This window comes from Micromonospora endophytica (assembly GCF_003236305.1).
Lineage (GTDB): Bacteria > Actinomycetota > Actinomycetes > Mycobacteriales > Micromonosporaceae > Micromonospora > Micromonospora endophytica.
In genome coordinates, this window is the sequence record NZ_POTX01000085.1 from 1 (window position 1) to 21,690 (window position 21,690).

The following is a 21,690-nucleotide window of genomic DNA, read 5'->3' on the forward strand; positions in this document are numbered from 1 at the left end:
TTTTTCATGCAGAAGACGACGTCCGAGGTGAGCGCTAGTCTCGTGGGCTCGGAGATGTGTATAAGACACAGGCCCCTGGTGGTGGCCCTGCTCACCGCCGCCACCACCGGCCTGGTCGGGCTCACCGCCACCGCCGACGCCGCCGTGCCGCCGCCCCCGTCCGGCTGGGACCTGGTGTGGAGCGACGACTTCACCGGAGCGGCCGGCACCCTCCCGTCGGCCAGCAACTGGATCATCGATACCGGCACCAGCTACCCGGGCGGCCCGCCGAACTGGGGCACCGGTGAGACCCAGACGTACACCAACAGCACCGCGAACGTCAGCCACGACGGCACCGGCAACCTGCGGATCACCCCGCTGCGGGACAGCGCCGGCCGCTGGACCTCGGCCCGGATCGAGACCGTACGCAGCAACTTCAAGCCGCCCTCCGGTGGTGTGCTGGCCATCGAGGGCCGGATCCAGCTGCCGAACGTGACGGGTGCCGCCGCCTCCGGCTACTGGCCCGCCTTCTGGGCGCTCGGCTCGCCCTACCGGGGCAACTACCAGAACTGGCCAGGCATCGGCGAGTTCGACGTGATGGAGAACGTCAACGGCCTCAACACGGTCTGGGGAGTGCTGCACTGCGGTGTCGCGCCGGGCGGCCCGTGCGACGAGTTCAACGGCATCGGCGCCTCCCGGGCCTGCCCCGGCAGCACCTGCCAGTCGGCGTTCCACACCTACCGCTTCGAGTGGGACGCCTCGGCCAGCCCCCAGCAACTGCGCTGGTACGTCGACGGGCAGCTCTACCACACGGTCACCCAGACCCGGGTGGGCGAACCGTACTGGTCGCAGATGACCAGCCACGCCGGCTACTTCCTGCTGCTCAACGTGGCGATGGGTGGGGCCTTCCCGGACGGCGTGGCCGGCAGCGCCACGCCCACCTCGGCGACCGTGCCGGGCCGACCGATGCTCGTCGACTACGTGGCCGTCTACAGCCGGGGCGGCAGCAACCCGCCGCCCACCACCGCGCCGCCGACCACCACGCCGCCGCCGAGTGGCGTGCGCGACGCGTACGCGACCATCCAGGCCGAGTCGTTCAACGCGCAGAACGGTGTGCTCGTCGAGAACTGCGCTGAGGGCGGGCAGAACATCGCGGCGTTGCGCAACGGCGACTGGGTCCGCTTCGACAACGTGGACTTCGGCTCACCCGGCCCGCGTGACTTCGTGGCCCGGGTCGCCTCCGGTGCGGCGGCCGGCGTCAGTGGCCTGATCGAGGTGCGGATCGGCAGCCCGACCAGCACGCCGATCGGCAGCTTCGCCCTCGCCAACACCGGCGGCTGGCAGAGCTGGCGCAGTGTGCCCGGCAACGTCTCCTCGGTGACCGGCCGGCAGACCGTCTACCTCACCTTCAGCAGCGGCCAGCCGAACGACTTCGTCAACGTCAACTGGTTCCACTTCCGCCGCTGACGGTGCAAGGAGGGGTCCCCTGCTAACGCCTCGTGTATAGCAGGGGCCCCCTATTAACAGGCACGGCAGCGCTGGACAGAAACAGTTGACACTCCACCTCACGTACCCATCCCTGACCTCGGCGTGGGTGAGCGGCCCTCGGGTTTGCCGCCGAGCCGCAGCGGAGAAGGTTCGGAGGCATGTCTGACAGGTGGTATTCGGAGGCAGTCGTCTACTGCCTCGACATCGACACGTACGCGGACTCCGACGGTGACGGCGTCGGCGACATCCCGGGCCTGATCGGCCGGCTGGACTATCTGGCCCGGCTGGGCGTGACCTGCCTCTGGCTGCACCCCATCCACCCGTCGCCGAACGACGACGACGGGTACGACGTGACCGACTTCTACAATGTCGACCCCCGCTTCGGCACCCTCGGCGACTTCGCCGAACTGCTGCACCAGGCGCGCAACCGGGGCATCAAGGTCATCATCGACCTGGTCGTCAACCACACGTCGGACCAGCATCCGTGGTTCCAGTCCGCGCGTTCCTCGGCGGACTCGCCGTACCGGGACTGGTACGTCTGGTCCGAGCACGAGCCGGCCGACCGGCACCAGGGCATGGTCTTCCCCGGTGAACAGCACGAGACCTGGACCTACGACCGCACCGCGAAGGCGTGGTACTACCACCGCTTCTACAAGTTCCAGCCGGACCTCAACACCAAGAACCCAGCGGTACGCGCCGAGATCAAGAAGATCATGTCCTTCTGGATCCAGCTCGGCGTGGCTGGCTTCCGGATGGACGCGGTCCCCTTCATCATCGAGCGGACCGAGCCCGGCGACCCGAACCCGGAACTGGACTTCGAGTTCCTCACCGAGCTGCGCCAGCACGTGCAGTGGCGGCGCGGCGACGCGGTCCTGCTGGCCGAGGCGAACGTCGAGCCCGACGAGTTGCCCGCCTTCTTCGGCGACAGCGGCGGCTCCGCGAACCGCGTACACATGCTCTTCGACTTCATGCTCAACGGGCGGCTGATGCTGGCCCTGGCCCGGCAGGACCCGGAGCCGGTGATCGAGGCGCTGCGCGACACCCCGGCGTTGCCGGAGGGCGGGCAGTGGGCCACCTTCCTGCGCAACCACGACGAGATCGACCTCTCCCGGTTGACCGCGGAACAGCGCAACCAGGTGTACGAGCAGTTCGGCCCCGAGGAGCACATGCGCATCTACGACCGGGGCATCCGTCGCCGGTTCGCGCCGATGCTCGGCAACGATCGGCGGCGCATCGAGCTGGCGTACTCCCTCCAGTTCTCGCTGCGCGGCACGCCGGTGCTGCGCTACGGCGAGGAGATCGGCATGGGTGAGGATCTGTCGCTGCACGGCCGGGAGGCGATCCGTACCCCGATGCAGTGGTCGAGCCAGCCCAATGCCGGCTTCTCCACCGCGGAGGCGGAGAAGCTGGTCCGCCCGGTGATCGACCAGGGCGAGTTCGGGTACGAGCAGGTGAACGTCACCCTCCAGCGCCGGGACCGCAACTCGCTGCTGAGCTGGTTCGAACGGATGATCCGTACGCTTCGGGAGGCCCCGGAGATCGGCGGTGGCTCCACCACCCACATCGACATACCGATGCCCCCGGGTGTGCTTGCGCACCGGGCCGACGGGCCCAGTGGGACGATGGTCTTCCTGCACAACCTCGGCACGGAGGACGCCGAGGTGGATCTGAGCCTGCTCCAGTCCGCCGCGGACCTGCCCATCGACGTGCTCTCCGACCGGAACTACGACGACGTCGGCAAGCTGGACAAGCTGAAGTTGGCCGGCTACGGCTACCGCTGGATCCGGCTCTGCCGCTCCTGGTCGTTGTAGATCACACCGGTTAGGCTCAGCCGTCGAGCCAAGTTACCGGGAGGTAGGAATGTCGGAGGGGCAGCGGGTGGCGGTCGTGACCGGCGCGGCACGGGGGATCGGGGCGGCCACCGCCCGGCGGTTGGCCGCCGACGGACTGGCCGTGGCCGTGATCGACATCGAGGAGTCGGCGACCGCGGAGACCGTGGACGCGATCACGGCCGCCGGTGGCCGGGCCCTCGGTGTCGGCGCGGACGTGGCCGACCGGGCCCAGGTGGAGGCGGCCGTCGAGCGGGTCGCCGCCGAACTCGGCGCGCCGACCGTGCTCGTCAACAACGCCGGGGTGCTCCGGGACAACCTGCTGTTCAAGCTGACCGACGCCGACTGGGACACCGTTCTCGGCGTACACCTGCGCGGCGCGTTCCTGTTCAGCCAGGCCGTGCAGAAGCACATGGTGGAGCGCAAGTGGGGCCGGATCGTGAACCTGTCAAGCGTCTCGGCGTTGGGTAACCGGGGCCAGGCGAACTACTCCGCGGCCAAGGCCGGACTTCAGGGCTTCACCAAGACTCTCGCCATCGAGCTTGGGCCGTTCGGGGTGACGGTCAACGCCGTCGCTCCCGGGTTCATCGTCACCGACATGACCGCGGCCACCGCCGCCCGGATGAAGATCGACTTTGAGGCGTTGCAGAAGCACGCCGAAGCGGAGATCCCGGTCCGGCGGGTGGGCCGGCCCGAGGACGTGGCCCACACCATCTCGTTCCTGGTCAGCGAGGGCGCATCCTTCGTCTCCGGCCAGGTCGTCTACGTCGCCGGTGGCCCCAAGGACTGACTCCGGCGCCGTTGTTGACTGACAACGCGCCGGGTGCGACGGGCGGGCGTGTTAGCAGGGGCCCCCTCCTATACACCAGGCGTTAGTAGGGGGCCCCTCCTTACCGGGTCTTCCAGAGCCAGGCGAGGCCGAGGACGGGGAGCAGGAGGGGGATGTAGCCGTACCCCTCCCCGAATCCGGACCAGACCGTCTCGTCGGGGAAGAGATCGGGCCGGGCGAGGCTGAACGCGCCGACCCCGAGCACGCCCACCAGCTCCACGGTGCAGCAGGCCAGGGCCACCCGGCGGCCCGCGTGGCCGGCCCGGGCCAGGCCCACCGCCGCCACGATGTAGACCACCGCGGCGAGCGCGGAGAGCAGGTACGCCAGCGGCGCCTCGTCGAACCTGGTGATGATCTGGAGACCGGCGCGACTGGTGGCGGCGATCGCGAAGAGCAGGTACACCGCGATCAGCAACCGGCCGGGGCCGGCGTTGGTCCGGACCGGCGGTGTGGTCCGGGCCGGCGGTGTGGTCCGGCTCGGCGGTGTGGTCCGGGGGTCAGCCACCGAGCAGCTCCCAGGTCTGTTGCAGCCGGACCACGACCACCGGCGTGACCAGGCAGATCGCGCAGACGATCGCCGAACCCCAGCGGGTCGGCTCCATCCGGGCCAGCACCGCGGCCAGCGGCGGCAGGCAGACGAGCGTCACCAGGTAGCCGAAGAAGGCACCGGGCTCGCCCGGCTGGTCACCGCCGGCGAGGGCCACCCCGGCCAGCACCGCCAGCCCGATCAGGAGCAGTTCCAGGACGGCCAGGCCGATCAGCTGCACCCGGTCCGGTGCCCGCTGGCGCAGCGTCGCCACCAGCGCCCAGGCGGCGACCAACAGCGACAACACGATGGCGGCGACGGCAAGTGCGCCGTCGACAGGTGATCCGACGTCGCTCATCGACGCCGTCCGGCGCTCACATCGCTCACCGCCCCACTCTACTAACCACCGTAGTAACACCTGGTCGCCCGGTGGCGCTCGCCGGTCGCGGTGGCCGCGCCGGTCGCGGTCGCACGGTAGTGCTCTCCGGTGGCCGATAGCGTGGAGCGGTCGTCGGCGGTGGCCGATAGCGTGGGGCGAGCTGCGGGCCGGTCGCGGCGACGAGCGGGCAACGGAGGTACCTGGGATGCGGTTCGGGTTGTTCGGCACCGGTCACTGGGCGGCGGAGACGCACGGGGCGGCACTCGACGCGCACCCAAGGGCCGAACTCGTCGGCGTCTGGGGGCGGAACCCGGACCGGGCCGCCGCACTCGCCACCCGCTACGGCGTACCCGCCTTCGCCGAGGTCGACGCCCTGATCGAGGCGTGCGACGCGGTCGCCGTGGCGCTCCCGCCGGACGTCCAGGCGGACATCGCCGTCCGGGCCGCCACCGCCGGTCGGCACCTGCTGCTGGACAAACCACTCGCGCTGAGCGTCGCCGACGCCGACCGGGTGGTCGAGGCGGCGACCCGCTCGGGCGTGGCATCGGTGGTCTTCTTCACCGGTCGCTACCAGCCCGAGATCGCCGGTTTCGTGGCCGCCACGGCGGCCGCCGGTGGCTGGCACACCGCGAACGTGCTCCGGTTCGCCTCGATCTTCCAGCCCAGCAGCCCGTACGGGCAGTCGCCCTGGCGTCGCCGGCACGGCGCGCTGTGGGACATCGGCCCGCACACCCTGGCGGTCCTGCTGCCGGTGCTCGGCCAGGTGACCCGGGTGACGGCCGTCGACGGACCGGGCGGCCTGGTGCACCTGCTGCTCACCCACGACAGCGGTGCCGTCAGCAGCGTGTCGCTGACCCTGGACGCCCCACCGGCGGCGGTGGCGGGCGAGTTCGTCCTGTACGGCGAGCACGGTGTCGAGTCGATGCCGAACCCGAACCGGAACCCGGTCACGGCGTTCGGGGTGGCGATCGACCAACTGTTGACGGAGGTCGACGCCGGCACCCGGGATCACCGCTGCGACGTGCGCTTCGGGCGTGAGGTGGTGACCGTGCTGGCCGCCGCCGACACCGCCCGTACCCGGTCCATCCCCGTCGACCTGCCCCGGTGAGCCGCAGGAAAAGCGATGGCGGTGCGAAACGGGACATCGGTAGGGTCGCGGCCATGGGTACGTACGCTCTGATCAACGCGGCCGTCGTGTCGGCCGCGTTCGGGCCGCTGCTGATGGCCCGCCCGCGAGTCCGGCGCCCGGCCCTGGCCGGCGCGAACCGCGACTGACGCCTCCGCGCACGTCCGGCACCGCCCTCGACCCACGCCTCCGCGCGTAGCTCCGGCACCGCCCGCGACCAACGCCTCCGCGTACGCCATCCGACACCGCCTGCCGTCGCAGGCCGAGTGTTCTCGCGCCAGTTCACCAGGGTCGTCCGAGTCCCGATCCCTCGGACAGGCCCCGATTCCGGCTGCCTGTCCGTATCCGTCGCCTTCCGGCGACAGACAGGACGACACCATGGCATCCCGCCGAACCCGCGCCACCGAACGCGACAGGTCCCGTCGCGTGCTCTCCCAGAACTTCCTCGCCGACCCGGCCGCCATCACCCGGATGGTCGACGCCGCCCGCCCGGATCCCGACGGGCTGGTGCTGGAGGTCGGCGCTGGGCGTGGGCAGTTGACCCGACCGCTCGCGGCGTGCTGCGGCCGGCTGATCGCGTACGAAGTCGACCCCGACGCCGGCAGGGAGCTGGCCCGGGTCTGCGCGGCCCTGCCCACGGTGACCCACCGCCAGACCGACTTCCTCACCGCGGCACCGCCGCGCGAGGAGTTCGCCGTGGTCGGCAACATCCCGTGGTCGTTGACCGCCGCCGTGGTGCGCTGGTGCCTGGCCGCTCCCCGGCTGCGCACCGCGACCCTGCTCACCCAACTGGAGTACGCCCGCCGCCGCAGCGGTGACTACGGCCGGTGGACCCGGTTGACCGTGTCGACCTGGCCGGAGTTCCGCTGGCGGCTCGCCGGCCGGATCCCGCGTACCGCGTTCCGCCCGGTGCCCCAGGTCGAGGCGGGCATCCTGCGCCTCGAACGGCGGCCCGAACCGCTGGTGGCGCCGTCCGCTCTGCCGTCGTACCGGCGGATGGTGGAGCTGGGCTTCGGCGGCGTCGGCGGCTCGCTCGCGGCGTCGCTGGCCCGGCAGTACCCACGGGCCCGGCTGGCGGCGGCCCTGCGGGCCAGCCGGCTCGACCCGACCACACCGGTCGGGCACGTCTGGCCCGAGCAGTGGCTGGTCCTGCACCGCCTGCTCCACGCCCGCTCGATCTAAGGAGCTGATGCAAGGAGTAGATGCAAGGAGCAGATGCAAGGAGGGGCCCCCTGTTAACGCCTGGTGTATAGGAGGGGGCCCCTCCTAACACGTACGCCGGCCGGGTTTGGTCGCACGGGTCCCGGGTAGCCGCTGTCATGCTCGTACAGCGGCTCGGCGCGCCGAGCGACTTCGACCCGTTGCTGGAGCGCGTGCGGGACGCCCGGGTGGTGCTGATCGGCGAGGCCACGCACGGCAGCTACGACTACTACCGGATCCGGGAGCAGTTCACCCGCCGGTTGATCGCCGAGTGTGGATTCAACTTCGTCGCGGTCGAGGGAGACTGGCCCGACTGCGACCGGGTGCACCGTTCGGTGGCCGGCGCGCCGGGTGGCGCGGCGGAGCCGCAGACCGCGCTGGAGCGCTTCGAGCGGTGGCCCACCTGGATGTGGGCGAACGCCGAGGTGGCCCGCTTCTGCCGCTGGTTGCGGGCGTGGAACATGGAGCGGGCCGAGCCGGCCCGGGCCGGTTTCCACGGCCTCGACGTCTACAGCCTCTGGGAGTCGATGCAGGCGATCTTCGACTACCTGGGCGAGGAGGACCCGGCGTCACTGGAGGCCGCGCAGGACGCCTACCGCTGCTTCGAGCCGTACGGCAAGCGGGTCGAGGAGTACGGGATGGCCAGCCGGTTCGTCTCCGCACGCTGTGAGGAGGAGGTCGTACGGCTGCTGGCGCGTACCCGGGAACAGGCCGCGGTGGACGGGCCGGGCGCCTTCTCGGCCTGGCAGAACGCGGAGGTGGTGGCGGGCGCGGAACGCTACTACCGGGAGATGGTCGCCGGCGGTCCGGGGTCGTGGAACGTCCGGGACACCCACATGGCCGACACGCTGGACCGGCTGCTGGAGCGGTACGGTCCCGGCGCCCGGGGGGTGGTCTGGGCACACAACACGCATGTCGGCGATGCCCGGGCGACCGACATGGCCGCCGACGGGATGGTGAACATCGGCCAGCTGGCGCGCGAACGGCACGGCGACGACCAGGTTGTGCTTGTCGGCTTCGGCAGTTGGCGCGGCACGGTGATCGCCGCGCCGCGGTGGGGCTCGCCGGCCGAGGCGATGATCGTGCCGCCGGCTCGCGCCGGTTCGCTTGAGCATCGGCTGCATGAACTGATGCCGGAGCGCGCGGTGCTGGTCTTCGGCGGCTCGGACCAGCCGGGCTGGGTGACCGACTCGCTGGACCATCGGGCGATCGGAGTGGTGTACGAACCGTCCTTCGAGTCGTGGGGCAACTATGTGCCCACGCGGCTGGGGGAGCGGTACGACGCCTTCATCTGGTGTGACGAGACCACCGCTTTGCATCCGCTGCCCGCGCTCAGCTCACCCGGCGAGATGGAGACGTATCCGGCCGGCGTGTGAGTCCCGGCGCGGCCCTTGTTAACAGGGGCCCCCTGCTATACGCGAAGCGTTAGCAGGGGGCCCCTCCTTACATCTATACCTTGTCGAGTTGGGCGCGGAGCTTCTCGCCCTCGATGTCGACGTTGGGCAGCGCCCGGTTCAGCCAGCGCGGCAGCCACCAGGCGGCCTTGCCGAGCAGCGACATCACCGCCGGGACGATCGTCATCCGGACCACGAAGGCGTCGATGGCCACGCCGACGGCGAGCGCGAAGCCCATCGACTTGATCACCGGGTCGTCGAGGAAGACGAAGCCGCCGAAGACCGAGGTCATGATCAGTGCGGCGGCGGTCACCACCCGGGCACCGTGCCCCATCCCGTTGATGGTGGCCTGCTGGGCGGTGTCGCCGTGGACGAAGTCCTCGCGCATCCGGGAGACCAGGAAGACCTCGTAGTCCATGGCCAGGCCGAACAGGATGCCGATCAGCAGGATCGGCAGGAAGCTGATCAGCGGACCAGGGGTGTCCAGGCCGACCAGGTCGGCGAGGTGACCCTGCTGGAACACCGCGACCGTGAGGCCGAAGGTGGCGGCGACGGTGAGCAGGAAGCCCAGTGCCGCCTTGACCGGCACCAGCAGCGACCGGAACACCAGCATGAGCAGCAGGATCGACAACCCGACCACGAGCGCCAGGTACACCGGCATCGCGTCGGTGAGCTTCTCGGAGATGTCGATGCCGATCGCGGTCACGCCGGTCAGCAGCACGTCGACGCCGGGAACGTCGGCGACTGACGTACGGATGTCGTGCACCATCGTCTCGGTCGCGGGGTCGGTGGGGCCGGTCTGCGGGATGACCCCGAGCAGCGCGGTCCGGCCGTCCGGGCTGAGCTGCGGCGGCGCCACCGCGAGCACGTTCTCGTTGCCCTGGATGAGGCCGGTCACCTGCGGGATCGCCGCGGCGGTGGCCTGGGCGTCGTCGCTCGCCACGACCACCGCGAGGCGGCCGGTGAAGCCAGGGCCGAAGCCCTCGGTGATCAGGTCGTTGGAGACCCGGGCGGGCGAGCCGGCCGGCGCGGTGCCGGCGTCCGGCAGGGCGAGCCGCATGTCCGGTGCGGGCAACGCCAGCAACCCGAGCCCGAGTACGCCGACCAGGATCACCGGGATGCGGAAGCGGGTGACCAGGCGGGCCCAGCGGAACCCGAACCCCGAGCGGTCCTCGTCTGCCGGGTTGGTGGCCGGCGCACCGGCTGCAACCGCCGCACCGGCCGCACCTGCTGCGCCGTCAGCAGCCGGCGCACCCTCGGTGGTGGTCGTGACCGGCACCGCCGTACGCAGCCGGCGGGGCAGCACCCGGGCCCCGGCGAAGCCCAGCAGGGCCGGTTGAAGGGTGATCGCCACCAGCACCGCGACGGTCACCGTGCCGGCCGCGGCCAGGCCCATGACGGTGAGGAAGGGGATGTTCACCACGGCCAGGCCGGCCAGGGCGATGACCACGGTGGCCCCGGCGAAGACCACTGCCGAACCGGCGGTGCCGACCGCGCGTCCGACCGCCTCGTCGGCCGGTAGCCCCTCGATCAGGTTTTGCCGGTAACGCGAGGTGATGAAGAGCGAGTAGTCGATGCCGACGGCGAGCCCGAGCATCAGCGCCAGGATCGGTGCGGTGCTGGTCAGCTCGACCGCCCCGCTGAGCGCGAACAGGCCGGCCATGCCGACGCCCACGCCGATGAGCGCGTTGAGCATGGTCATCCCGGCCGCGACAAGCGAGCCGAAGGTGATGATCAGGACGACGAGCGCCACTGCGACACCGAGCGCCTCGGTGGAGCCGACCTCGGGTTCGGTGTTCAGTACCTCACCGCCGGGGGCGACCTGCCAGCCCTGTGCCTCGGCCTGGTCACCCACCTGCTCGTACGCGTCGCGCTGTTCCTCGGTCACCGTGTCGGCGCTGCCGCTGAACTGCACCTGCACCAGCGCGTACTGCCCGTCGGGGGAGACCGCGCCGGCCTGGAACGGGTTGACCGCGGCGATCACGCCGGGCAGGGTCGCGGCCTCCTCGGTGATCGCCTGGACCACCGCCTGACCTTCGGGACTGCCGAGCTGACCCGGGCCCGGGGCCTTGATCGCAATGGTGCCGGTGGCGCCGGAGGCCGCCGGGAACTGCTCGGCGAGCAGGTCGAGCGCCTGCTGGGACTCGGTGCCGGGCATGGTGAAGTTGCTGGCCGTCGGGCCGCGCAGGGTCGCCGCGGCCAGGCCGAGCCCGACGAGTACGACGAGCCAGATCGCGGCGACGAGTCGCCGTCGGCGCATCGATCCCCGGCCAAGCCGGTATAGCAGGGTCGCCATGAGGTCCTTTCCCTCGGTCGTGGATGGTGGGACGGGTCAGTCGGCGGGCTCCAGCGCCCGCCGCAGCAGGGCCAGCAGCGCGTCACGCAGTTCCTCGTCGGGCACGTCGGCGAACTCGCCGCAGGTCTCGGCGACGCCGGCGAGCAGGACGAACGCGGCGATCCGGGCCGAGGCCCGGGTGCTTCGTGCGGCGAGCGCGTCGAGCAGCCGCTCGGAGAGCTGTTGGATGTGGGCGAAGCCGGGCTGTTGCATCAGCGCCGGGAACTCGCCGCGGAGCAGCGCGATCTCAGCGCGGAAGCGGACCGCGAGGTCGACGAAGCCTTCGGCGGCGACGCGCTGCGCCGATGCCGGCTCCGGCTCTGCGGCGATCCGCTCGTCGAGTGAGCGCAGCACCTCGATCGCCGGGGCCATCAGCTCGGTGAGGATGGCCTCCTTGTTGGCGAAGTGGTAGAGCACCGTGGCCTTCGAGCAGCCGACCTCGCCGGCGATGTCCTGCAAGGAGGTGCCCCGGTAGCCGGTGACGCCGAAGCGCCGGGCCGCGGCGGCCAGGATCTCGCCATGCGTCTGTGGGGTGGTGCGGGCCATTGCCCCAGCATGCCTGACCGATCGGTCAGGTGCTGACCGATCGGTCAGATTAGTGGCGTTCCCCACAGCCGGACGCGGTCGATTGGCCCTCCAGCGGCCCTCGCGTGGCGCCCGATAATCAGCCCCATGTCCGCTTCGCTGAGCGCGTACGCCGATGCCCTGCGTGCCCTGCACCGGCCGGGTGATCCGCTGGTCCTGCCCAACGCCTGGGACGCCGGCTCGGCCCGGGCGGTGGCCGACGCCGGGTTCCCGGCCGTGGCCACCAGCAGCGGCGCCGTCGCCGAGTCGCTCGGCCGCACCGACGGCGAGCACACCCCGCCGGACGAGATGTTCGCTGCCGTGGCGCGGATCGCCCGTGCGGTCACCTTACCGGTCACCGCCGACCTGGAGCGTGGGTACGGCCTGAAGCCGGACGAGCTGGTCACCCGCCTGCTGGACGCCGGCGCGGTCGGGCTCAACCTGGAGGATTCCGATCCGCGTACCGGCCAACTGGTGGATGTCGCGGAGCAGGCCGACCTGCTGGCCGGAGTGCGGGCGGCGGCCGAGGCCGCCGGGGTGCCGGTGGTGCTGAACGCCCGGGTGGACGTCTTCCTCCACCCCGACCGTGAACCCGCCGACCGCCTGGCGGAGGCGATCCGCCGGGCCCACCGTTACCTGTCGGCCGGGGCCGACTGCAGCTATCCGATCCTGCTGGCCGAGCCGTCGCAGCTGCGCGGCTTCGTCGAGGCCGTGGCGGCGCCGGTGAACGTGCTGGCACGCGCCGGCACCCCGACGATCGCCGAGCTGGCGACCCTGGGCGTGGCCCGGATCAGCTACGGCTCCGGCCTGTACGCGGCCACCCGCGCCCACACCGCCCGACTGCTCGCCGCCGTCGCCGCCGGCGACCCGCTGACCTGAGCCACGGGCGCCCGTTACCGCCCAGCTCGACGCCAGCGGGGAGACCCTGGTCCGCGGACCGAGCCGGTTCGACCTCGCTTCCAACAGCCTCGCCGAATCCGTCGGCTGGGTGGTGCTCGAACGGCGCGCCGGCCAACCGCCGGGCGTACACGCCTGGGACCGGACGGGGGCACGCCTGGCCGTGCCGGGCGGTGCGCCGCAGGCGGCGCCGCTGGCCCTGGCCCGCCGGGACCTCGTGGTGGCGGCGGCCGACGGCGCGCAGGTGCCGGTCAGCCTGGCCTGGTCGGCCGGCACGGAGGCCGCCGGATTCACCGGCCCGCTCGTGCTGTTCGTCTACGGGGCCTACGGGGTACGCCTGTCGTTGGACGACATCGACGACATCGGGTCACTCACCGACGCCGGGTTGGCTGTCGGGGTGGTGGGAGTCCGGGGTGGAGGGGGCCCGCCGGGCTGGCACGATGCCGGTCGCGGTGTGCGTCGGCATGTCTGCGTCGCGGACCTGCGGGCGGCCGTGGCGCACCTGCGCGGTGGAGCAGAGCCGGGCATCGAGGTGACCGCACTCGGCCTGGCCGGCGCGAGCGCCGGCGGGTTCCTCGTCGGCGCCGCGCTCAACCGGTTCGGGTCCGACGTGGACGCCGCAGTGATGACAAACGGTTTCCTCGACCCCATTCCCGCGCTGCTCGACGACACCTCTCCGCTTGCCGCGTCGGACCGCGACGAGTGGGGTGACCTGCGACGATGTTCGCGCGCCAAGCGTGCGCTGGCCGAGCTGTCGCCGTACTGCAATCTCTCCGCCCGGCTCACCACCAGAACCCTGCTGCTGGTTTCCGACCGGGACCGCCAGGTCAGCCCGGCGCAGTCGCTGAAGTGGTGCCTGCGGGCTCGCGCGCTCGGTGCCGAGGTGGAGCTCTGGTACTTCCCGAACTCGGGGCACGCACGGATGGGTGGCGGCCCGCAGGCAGTGGCCGCCGCGCACGACTGGCTGGCGAAGCACCTGAAGCTCGCTTCCCATGACCATCGCCCGGATGCGAAGCCCGGCGGTGGCTGGTGTCCAGCACCGAGCTGCTCTGGCTGACGGCCGGACAGACAACTAAGGCCGCTGACCGGGTTTTCCCTGGTCAGCGGCCTTGTCGTGTATTGACTCTGGTGCCCCCGGCAGGATTCGAACCTGCGCCCCCGCCTCCGGAGGGCGGTGCTCTATCCCCTGAGCTACGGGGGCTCAGCGACTGGAGAAGACTAGCAAACCCCGTAGCCGATCGCCGAATCGGTATCGGCGGGTCAGGCGGCCTGGGCGCGTCCGCAGCTGGGCAACGGATGCGGCACGATGCGGCGGGGGAGCCGGCGGGGCCATTCGTTGCGGGCCCAGGAGCCGTCCACGATCAGGTGTACTGTGCGCTGCTCGGCGCCGCTGAGTCGGAGGACGAAATCGCGGGGCAGTCGTGGGTCGACCGAGGGCGTGGTGATCATGAAGCGGACCCGGCCCCGGGACGAGACGGCGGAGATCACGTCGGCCGCCGGCATGGTGCCCCGCAGCCGGACCCGGCCGATCCAGTACACCTCGGCGAGGTGTTCCTGCGCGGCCCGGGTGATGGCCGGGTACTCGCTGCGTACCCAGCGCTCGACCGCGCCGACGCAGAGCCCGCAGGCCCGCTCCCGGGGCTCACGCGGACCCAGCCCCCAGGCCCGCAGGTACGCCCCCACGGTCCCGAGTTCCACGGCCAACCCGAAGTGCTGCTGGATCAGGGTGTGCAGACTCTGTCGGGTCCACAGCTCCTCGTCCAGGCCGAACGCGTCGGGGTGGACGCCTCGGAGGGTGTCGATCAGCTCCAGTTCCTGTTCGCGGCTGAGTGTTCCCGGCTCACCCTGCCGCTGTCCGCGACGGACGGCTGCCACCGTCCCGTCACCGCCGATGGTGTGGCGCCGGCACCAGCTGGTGACCGAGCGCTGCGCGTCTCTGAGTGCAACCCCCACGTGTTGGACAACGAGTGCACTTCCCATCAAGTAACCCCTAGAGGGAAAATCGGTCGTATCTCCCCAAGATGGGGCGGAGCACTCTAACTCGACCCGTCAGCGCCTTGGCATGACACGACGACGCCGCCCCGCTCGGTGGAGAGCGGGGCGGCGTCGTCGTGTCGTGTGCGGTGTTCAGCCGATGGTCTGCTGGAGCTTGCGCAGCTCGTTGATCTCCTTCTGCTGCGCCTGCTTCATCGCCTCGGCCATCCGGACCACCTCGGGCCGGTCGGTGGCCTGGAGCACCCCGTCGGCCATGTGCACGCCGCCGAGGTGGTGCTTGATCATCAACTGGAGGAAGAGGCGGTCGACCTCGACGCCCTGCGCCTCGTGCAGCTGGGTCATCTCCTCGCGGGTGGCCATCCCGGGCATCAGGCCGTTCGCGTCCACCCCGGCCCCGTCGGGCATCCACGCCATGGCCGGACGCGTCCCGGTCGGCAGCAGGTCCCACTCCTGCAACCAGCGCTGCATCTGCCCGATCTGGGCCTGCTGGGTCAGGGCGATGTCGTAGCCGATCTGCTGGATCTCGGGACTCTGCGCATTGGCGTACCCGATCATGCCCATCTCGACCGCCTGGGCGTGGTGGCGGGACATGTCCCGGGCGAAGCCGGCCTCGGCCGACTCCTCACCCGGGGCGCGCCCGGCGAACAGCGTCGCACCCGTCCACCCGACGCCGAGCAGCAGCAACGCCGTCACCGCCAGGGTCAGGTAGCGCAGCGTCCGGGAGGCCGGACGGGGCTCCACCGCCTCGGTGTCCTCCGTCACCGACGCGTCCTGAACCGCGGTGGCCACGTCAGCCGCCCATCGACGGCTGGAGCTCGCGCGGCTCGGTGCCGGTGCCGGTGGTGTAGTTGCCGGCGGAGCAGACCGCACCCGGCTCCATCGAGGCGTTCTGCGCCAGCGTGGTGGCGAACTCCTTGATCCGCGGGTCGCCGGCGTCGTCGACCTTGAGCTGGTAACCCCATGCCTGGATGGAGACCGGCTTGTCGAGGCCCTCGTACGGGCTCATCAGCAGGAAGTCGTTGCCGCGGACCACCTCGGCCAGCTTCTCCACGTCAGCGGCGGGCAGGTCGGGGCGGTAGGTGAGCCAGACCGCGCCGTGTTCCAGGCTGTGCAGGGCGTGCTCGCTGGCGATCGGCGCGTCGTAGATGTCGCCGAGGCAGCGCTGCCAGGTGTTGTTGTGCGGGCCACCGACCGGCGGGCTCTGCTTGTATTCCTGCTTGCCGGCCCGGTGCTCCTGGTTGCTGATGCTCTCCGGGTCGGTCTCGCGGTAGTTGACGATGCCCTCGATCTCGGCGGCCTTGTCCTGCCACGACTGGCTGCCCTTGATGGTCGCGTAGGCGCCGTACCCGATGATCGAGGTGGCGAGCACGCCGACGGCGACGAAGAGCGCGATCGGGCCCCAGGACCGGCCCTGGCTGACCTTGACCGGGCTGATCGGCTTGCGCGGCCCCTTGCCTCCGCCGGAGCGCTTGGGCGTCGTCGGCGCGCCGGAACCCGCCTTGGCGTCGGCCGGCCGGCCCGCCGCCGGCTTCTTGCCGGTGCTGACCACGGTCGGGCGCCGCTGCGGGCCGCCCGGGGTGCTGATGCTCATCGGTCCTCGTCAGGTCGGTCGGTCAGGGGATCCGGCGGCCCGGCCCCCGATGCCGGGTCGCCGCCGCGGGGACCGAGTCTACCCCCGATAACATGGATCGGTGACTCCCGCAGAACTCGCCGAAGCCGTCCTTGCCGCCGCTCACGCCGTCTTCACCGACCGCGGGCTGGACCGCGCCGCGCTGCCGGAGCGCACCACGGTCGAGCGGCCCCGTAATCCCGAGCACGGTGACTACGCCGCCACCCTGGCGCTTCAGCTGAGCAAGAAGGTGGGCGTCCCGCCCCGCGACCTGGCCGGCGCGCTCGCCGCGCAGCTCGCCAGCACACCGGGGGTCAAATCGGTGGAGATCGCCGGCCCGGGCTTTCTGAACATCCGGCTCGACGCCGCCGCCGCCGGCCAGCTGGCCCGGACCATCGTCGAGGCCGGTACGGAGTACGGCCGCAGTGACCGGCTCGCCGGCCTGAAGATCAACCTGGAGTTCGTCTCGGCCAACCCCACCGGCCCGGTGCACATCGGCGGGGTCCGCTGGGCGGCCGTCGGCGACGCGCTGAGCCGACTGCTGCGGGCCACCGGGGCCCAGGTCGGCACGGAGTACTACTTCAACGACGCAGGCGCCCAGATCGACAGGTTCGCCCGCTCGCTGCTCGCCGCGGCCAAGGGAGAGGCGGCACCGGAGGACGGCTACGGCGGCGCGTACATCGCCGAGATCGCGGCCGAGGTCACCGCCCGGCGGCCGGACGTGCGGGAGTTGGACGATGCCGCCGCCCAGGAGGTGTTCCGGGTCGAGGGCGTGGCGCTGATGTTCACCGAGATCAAGTCCTCGCTGCGCGACTTCGGGGTGGAGTTCGACACCTACTTCAACGAGAAGGACCTGCACGACCGGGGTGAGCTGGAGCACGCCCTGACCCGGCTGCGTGAGCAGGGGCACGTCTACGACGCCGACGGCGCCACCTGGCTGCGGACCACCGACTTCGGCGACGACAAGGACCGGGTGCTGCGCAAGTCCAACGGCGAGTGGACGTACTTCGCCGCGGACTGCGCGTACTACCTCGACAAGCGGGAGCGGGGCTTCGATCGGGTCGTGATCATGCTGGGTGCCGACCATCACGGCTACATCGGCCGGATGAAGGCGATGGCCGCCTGCTTCGGCGACGAGCCGGAGCAGACCCTGGAGATCCTCATCGGCCAGCTGGTCAACCTGGTCCGCGACGGCGCGCCGGTGCGGATGAGCAAGCGCGCCGGCACCGTGCTCACCCTGGAGGACCTGGTCGACGCCATCGGCGTGGACGCCTCCCGGTACGTGCTGGCCCGCTACTCCAGCGACTCGCCCATCGACATCGACATCGAGCTGTGGACCCGGGCCACCCGGGACAACCCGGTCTACTACGTGCAGTACGTGGCGGCCCGGACGGCGAGCGTCGGGCGTAACGCCGCCGAGGTCGGGCTGACCCGGGGCGACGTCGACTCCTTCCGGCCCGAGCTGCTCGACCACGACAAGGAGAACGAGCTGCTCAAGGCGCTCGCCGAGTTCCCCGCCGTGATCGCCGCCGCCGCCGAGCTGCGCGAGCCGCACCGGGTGGCCCGCTACCTGGAGGACCTGGCCGGGGCGTACCACCGGTTCTACGACAACTGCCGGATCCTGCCCCGGGGTGACGAGGAGGTCACCGACCTGCACCGGGCCCGGCTCTGGCTCAACGACGCCACCCGGGTGGTCATCGCCAACGGCCTGCGCCTGCTCGGCGTCTCGGCCCCGGAAAGGATGTAGTCGTGAGCGCGAGGAGTGAGCTTGCGAGCCCCGCAGTCGCGAATCCAGGGAGGCGCTGATGCGTGCTCATGAGGCCGGTGCCCTGCACGGCGACATCGGCAACCGGGGGCCGGCCTGGCTGCGTACCCCGGACGACGTCAACGCCCTCACGCCGCAGCTCTGGTCGCGCCACACCACGCGCGGCGACGACGGCGCGCTCGCCGTCGCGGGCCTGGGCGTACGCGAGATCGCCGCCGAGTTCGGCACCCCGGTGTACGTGCTCGACTCCGACGATCTCCGCTCGCGCTGCCGGGACTTCCAGGCGGCCTTCCCGGACGAGGACATCTACTACGCGGGCAAGGCGTTCCTCTGCCGCGCGGTGGTCCGGATGATCGCCGAGGAGGGGATGTTCCTCGACGTGTGCAGCGGCGGCGAGCTGGCCGTGGCGCTGGCCGGCGGGATGCCACCGGAGCGGATCGGCTTCCACGGCAACAACAAGTCCGTGGCCGAGCTGAGTCGGGCGCTGGACGCCGGAGTCGGGCGGATCATCGTCGACTCGTTCGCCGAGATCGAACGGCTCACCGTGCTGGCCCGCGAGCGGGGCGTACGCCCCCGGGTGCTGATCCGGGTCACCGTCGGGGTGGAGGCACACACCCACGAGTTCATCGCCACCGCCCACGAGGACCAGAAGTTCGGCTTCTCGCTGGCCGGCGGGGCGGCCATCGCCGCCGCCCTGCGCATCCTCGACGAGGATGTGCTGGAGCTGCGTGGCCTGCACTCGCACATCGGCTCCCAGATCTTCGACACCAGTGGCTTCGAGGTCTCCGCCCGCCGGGTGCTGGCCCTTCAGGCGCAGATCCGCGACGCCCGGGGGGTGGAGCTGCCCGAGCTGGACCTCGGCGGCGGCTTCGGCATCGCGTACACCACCCAGGACGACCCATCGACCCCGCACGACCTGGCCAAGCGGCTCCGCAAGATCGTGGATTCGGAGTGCGCGGCGGAGCGGCTGGCCGTGCCGCGGCTCTCCATCGAGCCGGGCCGGGCGATCGTCGGCCCGGCCGTGTTCACCCTCTACCAGGTGGGCACGGTCAAGGACGTGGACGGCATCCGCACCTACGTCAGCGTCGACGGCGGGATGAGCGACAACATCCGTACCGCGCTCTACGACGCCTCGTACTCGGCGACCCTGGCCTCCCGGGCCAGCGTGGCGGAGCCGATGCTCGCCCGCGTGGTGGGAAAGCATTGTGAGTCCGGGGACATCGTGGTGAAGGATGAATTCCTGCCCGCCGACGTGCAGCCCGGAGATCTTGTGGCGGTGCCCGGCACGGGTGCCTACTGCCGCAGCATGGCCAGCAACTACAACCACGTGCCCCGCCCCCCGGTGGTCGCGGTTCGTAACGGTCGAGCCCGGCTGATCGTTCGACGGGAGACCGAAGAGGACCTGCTCGCTTTGGATGTTGGATGAAATCACCTGTGCGTTTGGCCCTGCTCGGTTGCGGCACCGTCGGTGCCGAGGTGGTCCGGCTGCTCAACGAGCAGTCGGCAGACCTCGCTGCCCGGATCGGTGCGCCGCTGGAGATCGCCGGCATCGCGGTACGCCGGCTCGGGCGTGACCGCGGCGACCTGCCGGTCGACCCCGCCCTGTTCACCACCGACGCGCTCGGGCTGATCAAGCGCGACGACGTCGACGTGGTGGTCGAGGTGGTCGGCGGGATCGAGCCGGCGCGCGGGTGGCTGGTGGAGGCGCTGCGCGCCGGCAAGAGCGTGGTAACCGCCAACAAGGCGCTGCTCGCCGAGGACGGTGGCGCGCTGCACGACGCGGCGGTCGAGGGGGGCGGCGACCTCTACTACGAGGCGTCCGTGGCCGGGGCCATCCCGCTGCTGCGCCCGCTGCGCGAGTCGCTGCACGGCGACCGGATCACCCGGGTGACCGGCATCGTCAACGGCACCACCAACTTCATCCTCTCCGCCATGCACGCCACCGGTGCCGGCTTCGCCGAGGCGCTGGAGGAGGCCACCGAGCTGGGGTACGCCGAGGCCGACCCCACCGCGGACGTGGAGGGCTTCGACGCGGCGGCCAAGGCCGCCATCCTCGCCTCGCTGGCCTTCCACAGCCGGGTCGGCGCGGCCGACGTGCACCGCGAGGGCATCACCGAGGTGACCGCCGCCGACATGGCCAGCGCGAAGGCGATGGGCTGCACGATCAAGCTGCTCTGCATCGCCGCCCGGGGCACCGACGCTCAGGGACGGGAAACGGTGAGTGTGCGGGTGCACCCTGCGATGATCCCGCTGACCCATCCGCTGGCCAGCGTCGGTGACGCGTTCAACGCGGTCTTCGTCGAGGCCGACGCGGCCGGGCAGTTGATGTTCTACGGCCGGGGTGCCGGTGGTGCGCCGACCGCCAGCGCGGTGCTCGGTGACGTGGTGGCGGTGGCCCGCAACCGGCTCGCCGGGGTCCGCTCGGCGAGCGAGTCCGCGTACGCTGCCCTGCCGGTGCGGCCGATGGGGGAGGCGCTCACCCGCTACCACATCAGCCTCGACGTGGCCGACCGGCCGGGTGTGCTGGAGGCGGTGGCCGGGGTGTTCGCCCGGCACGACGTCTCCATCGCCACCGTGCGGCAGGGCCCGTCGGGCGGCGGCAACGGCGACGCGGTGCTGGTGATCGTGACCCACGTGGCCCCGGACGCCGCGCTCGCCGCGACCGTCAGCGAGTTGCGCGGCCTGGACATCGTCCGATCGGTGGCGAGCGTGCTGCGGGTCGAGGGCGGCCTGTGATGAGCCAGAAGAGCAGGGAGAGCAACATGTGGCGGGGCCTGATCGACGCCTATCGGGACCGGCTGCCGGTCACCGAGGCCACGCCGGTGATCACGTTGCACGAGGGGAACACTCCGCTGCTGCCCGCGCCGGTGCTCTCCGCCCGGCTCGGCTGCGACGTCTACCTGAAGGTGGAGGGCGCGAACCCGACCGGTTCGTTCAAGGACCGGGGCATGACCATGGCGGTCTCCAAGGCGGTCGAGGCCGGCAACAAGGCGATCATCTGCGCCTCCACCGGCAACACCAGCGCCTCCGCCGCGGCGTACGCGGCCCGGGCCGGGGTGACCTGCGCGGTGCTGGTGCCGCAGGGCAAGATCGCGCTGGGCAAGCTGGCCCAGGCGCTGGTGCACGGCGCCAAGCTGCTGCAGATCAACGGCAACTTCGACGACTGCCTGGCGCTGGCCGCCAAGCTCGCCCAGGACTACCCGGTGGCCCTGGTCAACTCGGTCAACATCGACCGGCTGCACGGCCAGAAGACCGCGGCGTTCGAGATCGTCGAGGCGCTCGGCGACGCGCCGGACATCCACTGCCTGCCGGTCGGCAACGCCGGCAACATCACCGCCTACTGGATGGGCTACACCGAGGACGTCGAGGCCGGTAACGCCACCCGCACCCCGAAGATGTACGGCTTCCAGGCCGCCGGTGCCGCGCCGATCGTCACCGGCAAGGTGGTGCCCGAGCCGTCCACCATCGCCACCGCCATCCGGATCGGCAACCCGGCGAGCTGGACGAAGGCCCTCGACGCCCGGGACGCCTCCGGTGGCCTGATCGACGCGGTCACCGACCGGGAGATCCTCACCGCCTACCGGCTGCTGGCCCGGGAGGTCGGCGTCTTCGTCGAGCTGGGCAGCGCGGCCAGCGTGGCCGGTCTGCTCCAGCAGGCCGCCGCCGGCCGGGTGCCAGCCGGCTCCACCGTGGTCTGCACCGTCACCGGCCACGGCCTCAAGGACCCGGAGTGGGCCATCTCCACCGCCCCCACCCCGGTCACCATCGCCAACGA

General features: G+C 71.4%; 18 protein-coding genes, 1 tRNA gene and 1 pseudogene. 12 read left to right on the plus strand and 8 right to left on the minus strand.

Annotated elements, in window-relative coordinates:
* The first annotated feature begins 54 nt into the window (after positions 1-54).
* The 3 genes from C1I93_RS14610 to fabG all read left to right on the plus strand — a co-directional run bounded on the left by C1I93_RS14610 (position 55) and on the right by fabG (position 4,086).
* Positions 55-1,446: a carbohydrate-binding protein gene (locus C1I93_RS14610; protein ID WP_111243850.1), complete on the plus strand. Its 1,392-nt coding sequence runs from the start codon at positions 55-57 to the stop codon at positions 1,444-1,446.
* Positions 1,447-1,625: 179 nt separating this feature from the next.
* The gene (locus C1I93_RS14615) at positions 1,626-3,278 is read left to right on the plus strand and encodes an alpha-amylase family protein (protein WP_111243834.1); all 1,653 of its coding nucleotides are present in this window, start codon (positions 1,626-1,628) and stop codon (positions 3,276-3,278) included.
* A 49-nt stretch (positions 3,279-3,327) separates the two neighbouring features.
* Complete coding sequence (gene fabG / locus C1I93_RS14620; protein ID WP_111243835.1) at positions 3,328-4,086, plus strand: 3-oxoacyl-ACP reductase FabG; 759 nt, start codon at positions 3,328-3,330, stop codon at positions 4,084-4,086.
* 103 nt (positions 4,087-4,189) lie between these two features.
* Here fabG and C1I93_RS14625 read toward each other — a convergent pair.
* Positions 4,190-4,630 (minus strand): annotated as a pseudogene (locus C1I93_RS14625) (hypothetical protein); the annotation flags it as partial.
* Positions 4,623-5,009 (minus strand): hypothetical protein, encoded by a 387-nt coding sequence (locus C1I93_RS14630; RefSeq protein WP_111243836.1) that lies wholly within the window; start codon positions 5,007-5,009, stop codon positions 4,623-4,625. The pseudogene C1I93_RS14625 and the gene C1I93_RS14630, both read right to left, overlap by 8 nt.
* Positions 5,010-5,235: 226 nt before the next feature.
* Here C1I93_RS14630 and C1I93_RS14635 point away from each other — a divergent pair, with 226 nt between their 5' ends.
* The 3 genes from C1I93_RS14635 (at position 5,236) to C1I93_RS14645 (ending at position 8,732) form a co-directional block, all read left to right on the plus strand.
* On the plus strand, positions 5,236-6,138 hold the full coding sequence (locus C1I93_RS14635) for a Gfo/Idh/MocA family protein (protein ID WP_111243837.1): 903 nt from the start codon (positions 5,236-5,238) through the stop codon (positions 6,136-6,138).
* A gap of 396 nt (positions 6,139-6,534) precedes the next feature.
* Complete coding sequence (gene erm, locus C1I93_RS14640; protein ID WP_111243838.1) at positions 6,535-7,338, plus strand: ErmE/ErmH/ErmO/ErmR family 23S rRNA (adenine(2058)-N(6))-methyltransferase; 804 nt, start codon at positions 6,535-6,537, stop codon at positions 7,336-7,338.
* Positions 7,339-7,475: 137 nt separating this feature from the next.
* Positions 7,476-8,732, plus strand: a complete 1,257-nt coding sequence (locus C1I93_RS14645; protein ID WP_111243839.1) for an erythromycin esterase family protein — start codon at positions 7,476-7,478, stop codon at positions 8,730-8,732.
* 73 nt (positions 8,733-8,805) lie between these two features.
* On the opposite strand, the gene C1I93_RS14650 is transcribed toward C1I93_RS14645, so the two are convergent.
* Both C1I93_RS14650 and C1I93_RS14655 read right to left on the minus strand, forming a co-directional pair.
* Positions 8,806-11,046 (minus strand): MMPL family transporter, encoded by a 2,241-nt coding sequence (locus C1I93_RS14650; RefSeq protein ID WP_111243840.1) that lies wholly within the window; start codon positions 11,044-11,046, stop codon positions 8,806-8,808.
* Between the two features lie 36 nt (positions 11,047-11,082).
* On the minus strand, positions 11,083-11,631 hold the full coding sequence (locus tag C1I93_RS14655) for a TetR/AcrR family transcriptional regulator (protein WP_111243841.1): 549 nt from the start codon (positions 11,629-11,631) through the stop codon (positions 11,083-11,085).
* 126 nt (positions 11,632-11,757) lie between these two features.
* Between C1I93_RS14655 and C1I93_RS14660 the strand changes: the two genes are divergently transcribed.
* Positions 11,758-12,528 carry an isocitrate lyase/PEP mutase family protein gene (locus C1I93_RS14660; RefSeq protein WP_111243842.1) on the plus strand — a complete coding sequence of 257 codons (771 nt, stop codon included), beginning with the start codon at positions 11,758-11,760 and terminating at the stop codon, positions 12,526-12,528.
* A gap of 109 nt (positions 12,529-12,637) precedes the next feature.
* Positions 12,638-13,603: a prolyl oligopeptidase family serine peptidase gene (locus C1I93_RS14665; RefSeq protein WP_111243843.1), complete on the plus strand. Its 966-nt coding sequence runs from the start codon at positions 12,638-12,640 to the stop codon at positions 13,601-13,603.
* Between the two features lie 69 nt (positions 13,604-13,672).
* Here C1I93_RS14665 and C1I93_RS14670 read toward each other — a convergent pair.
* The 4 genes from C1I93_RS14670 to C1I93_RS14685 form a co-directional block, all read right to left on the minus strand.
* Positions 13,673-13,747 (minus strand) — tRNA-Arg (locus C1I93_RS14670).
* A gap of 59 nt (positions 13,748-13,806) precedes the next feature.
* Entirely contained in the window at positions 13,807-14,499 is a 693-nt protein-coding gene (locus C1I93_RS14675; RefSeq protein WP_111243844.1) for a winged helix-turn-helix domain-containing protein, read from the minus strand.
* A 174-nt stretch (positions 14,500-14,673) separates the two neighbouring features.
* Positions 14,674-15,303 (minus strand): DUF305 domain-containing protein, encoded by a 630-nt coding sequence (locus tag C1I93_RS14680; RefSeq protein ID WP_223256435.1) that lies wholly within the window; start codon positions 15,301-15,303, stop codon positions 14,674-14,676.
* Positions 15,304-15,331: 28 nt separating this feature from the next.
* Positions 15,332-16,132: a thioredoxin-like domain-containing protein gene (locus tag C1I93_RS14685; RefSeq protein ID WP_111243846.1), complete on the minus strand. Its 801-nt coding sequence runs from the start codon at positions 16,130-16,132 to the stop codon at positions 15,332-15,334.
* 100 nt (positions 16,133-16,232) lie between these two features.
* Between C1I93_RS14685 and argS the strand changes: the two genes are divergently transcribed.
* The 4 genes from argS to thrC form a co-directional block, all read left to right on the plus strand.
* Positions 16,233-17,897, plus strand: a complete 1,665-nt coding sequence (gene argS / locus C1I93_RS14690) for an arginine--tRNA ligase (protein ID WP_111243847.1) — start codon at positions 16,233-16,235, stop codon at positions 17,895-17,897.
* A gap of 58 nt (positions 17,898-17,955) precedes the next feature.
* On the plus strand, positions 17,956-19,341 hold the full coding sequence (gene lysA / locus C1I93_RS14695; protein ID WP_111243848.1) for a diaminopimelate decarboxylase: 1,386 nt from the start codon (positions 17,956-17,958) through the stop codon (positions 19,339-19,341).
* 8 nt (positions 19,342-19,349) lie between these two features.
* Complete coding sequence (locus C1I93_RS14700) at positions 19,350-20,651, plus strand: homoserine dehydrogenase (protein ID WP_181445172.1); 1,302 nt, start codon at positions 19,350-19,352, stop codon at positions 20,649-20,651.
* A 26-nt stretch (positions 20,652-20,677) separates the two neighbouring features.
* Positions 20,678-21,690 (plus strand): threonine synthase (gene thrC, locus C1I93_RS14705; RefSeq protein ID WP_111243852.1); only part of this gene is annotated, 1,013 nt, incomplete at its 3' end.

Coding starts and splice junctions, on each gene's coding strand:
- C1I93_RS14610 (WP_111243850.1), top strand. CDS start 55: ATGTGTATAAGACACAGGCCCCTGGTGGTGGCCCTGCTCACCGCCGCC.
- C1I93_RS14615 (WP_111243834.1), top strand. CDS start 1,626: ATGTCTGACAGGTGGTATTCGGAGGCAGTCGTCTACTGCCTCGACATC.
- fabG (WP_111243835.1), top strand. CDS start 3,328: ATGTCGGAGGGGCAGCGGGTGGCGGTCGTGACCGGCGCGGCACGGGGG.
- C1I93_RS14630 (WP_111243836.1), bottom strand. CDS start 5,009: ATGAGCGACGTCGGATCACCTGTCGACGGCGCACTTGCCGTCGCCGCC.
- C1I93_RS14635 (WP_111243837.1), top strand. CDS start 5,236: ATGCGGTTCGGGTTGTTCGGCACCGGTCACTGGGCGGCGGAGACGCAC.
- erm (WP_111243838.1), top strand. CDS start 6,535: ATGGCATCCCGCCGAACCCGCGCCACCGAACGCGACAGGTCCCGTCGC.
- C1I93_RS14645 (WP_111243839.1), top strand. CDS start 7,476: ATGCTCGTACAGCGGCTCGGCGCGCCGAGCGACTTCGACCCGTTGCTG.
- C1I93_RS14650 (WP_111243840.1), bottom strand. CDS start 11,046: ATGGCGACCCTGCTATACCGGCTTGGCCGGGGATCGATGCGCCGACGG.
- C1I93_RS14655 (WP_111243841.1), bottom strand. CDS start 11,631: ATGGCCCGCACCACCCCACAGACGCATGGCGAGATCCTGGCCGCCGCG.
- C1I93_RS14660 (WP_111243842.1), top strand. CDS start 11,758: ATGTCCGCTTCGCTGAGCGCGTACGCCGATGCCCTGCGTGCCCTGCAC.
- C1I93_RS14685 (WP_111243846.1), bottom strand. CDS start 16,132: ATGAGCATCAGCACCCCGGGCGGCCCGCAGCGGCGCCCGACCGTGGTC.
- lysA (WP_111243848.1), top strand. CDS start 17,956: ATGCGTGCTCATGAGGCCGGTGCCCTGCACGGCGACATCGGCAACCGG.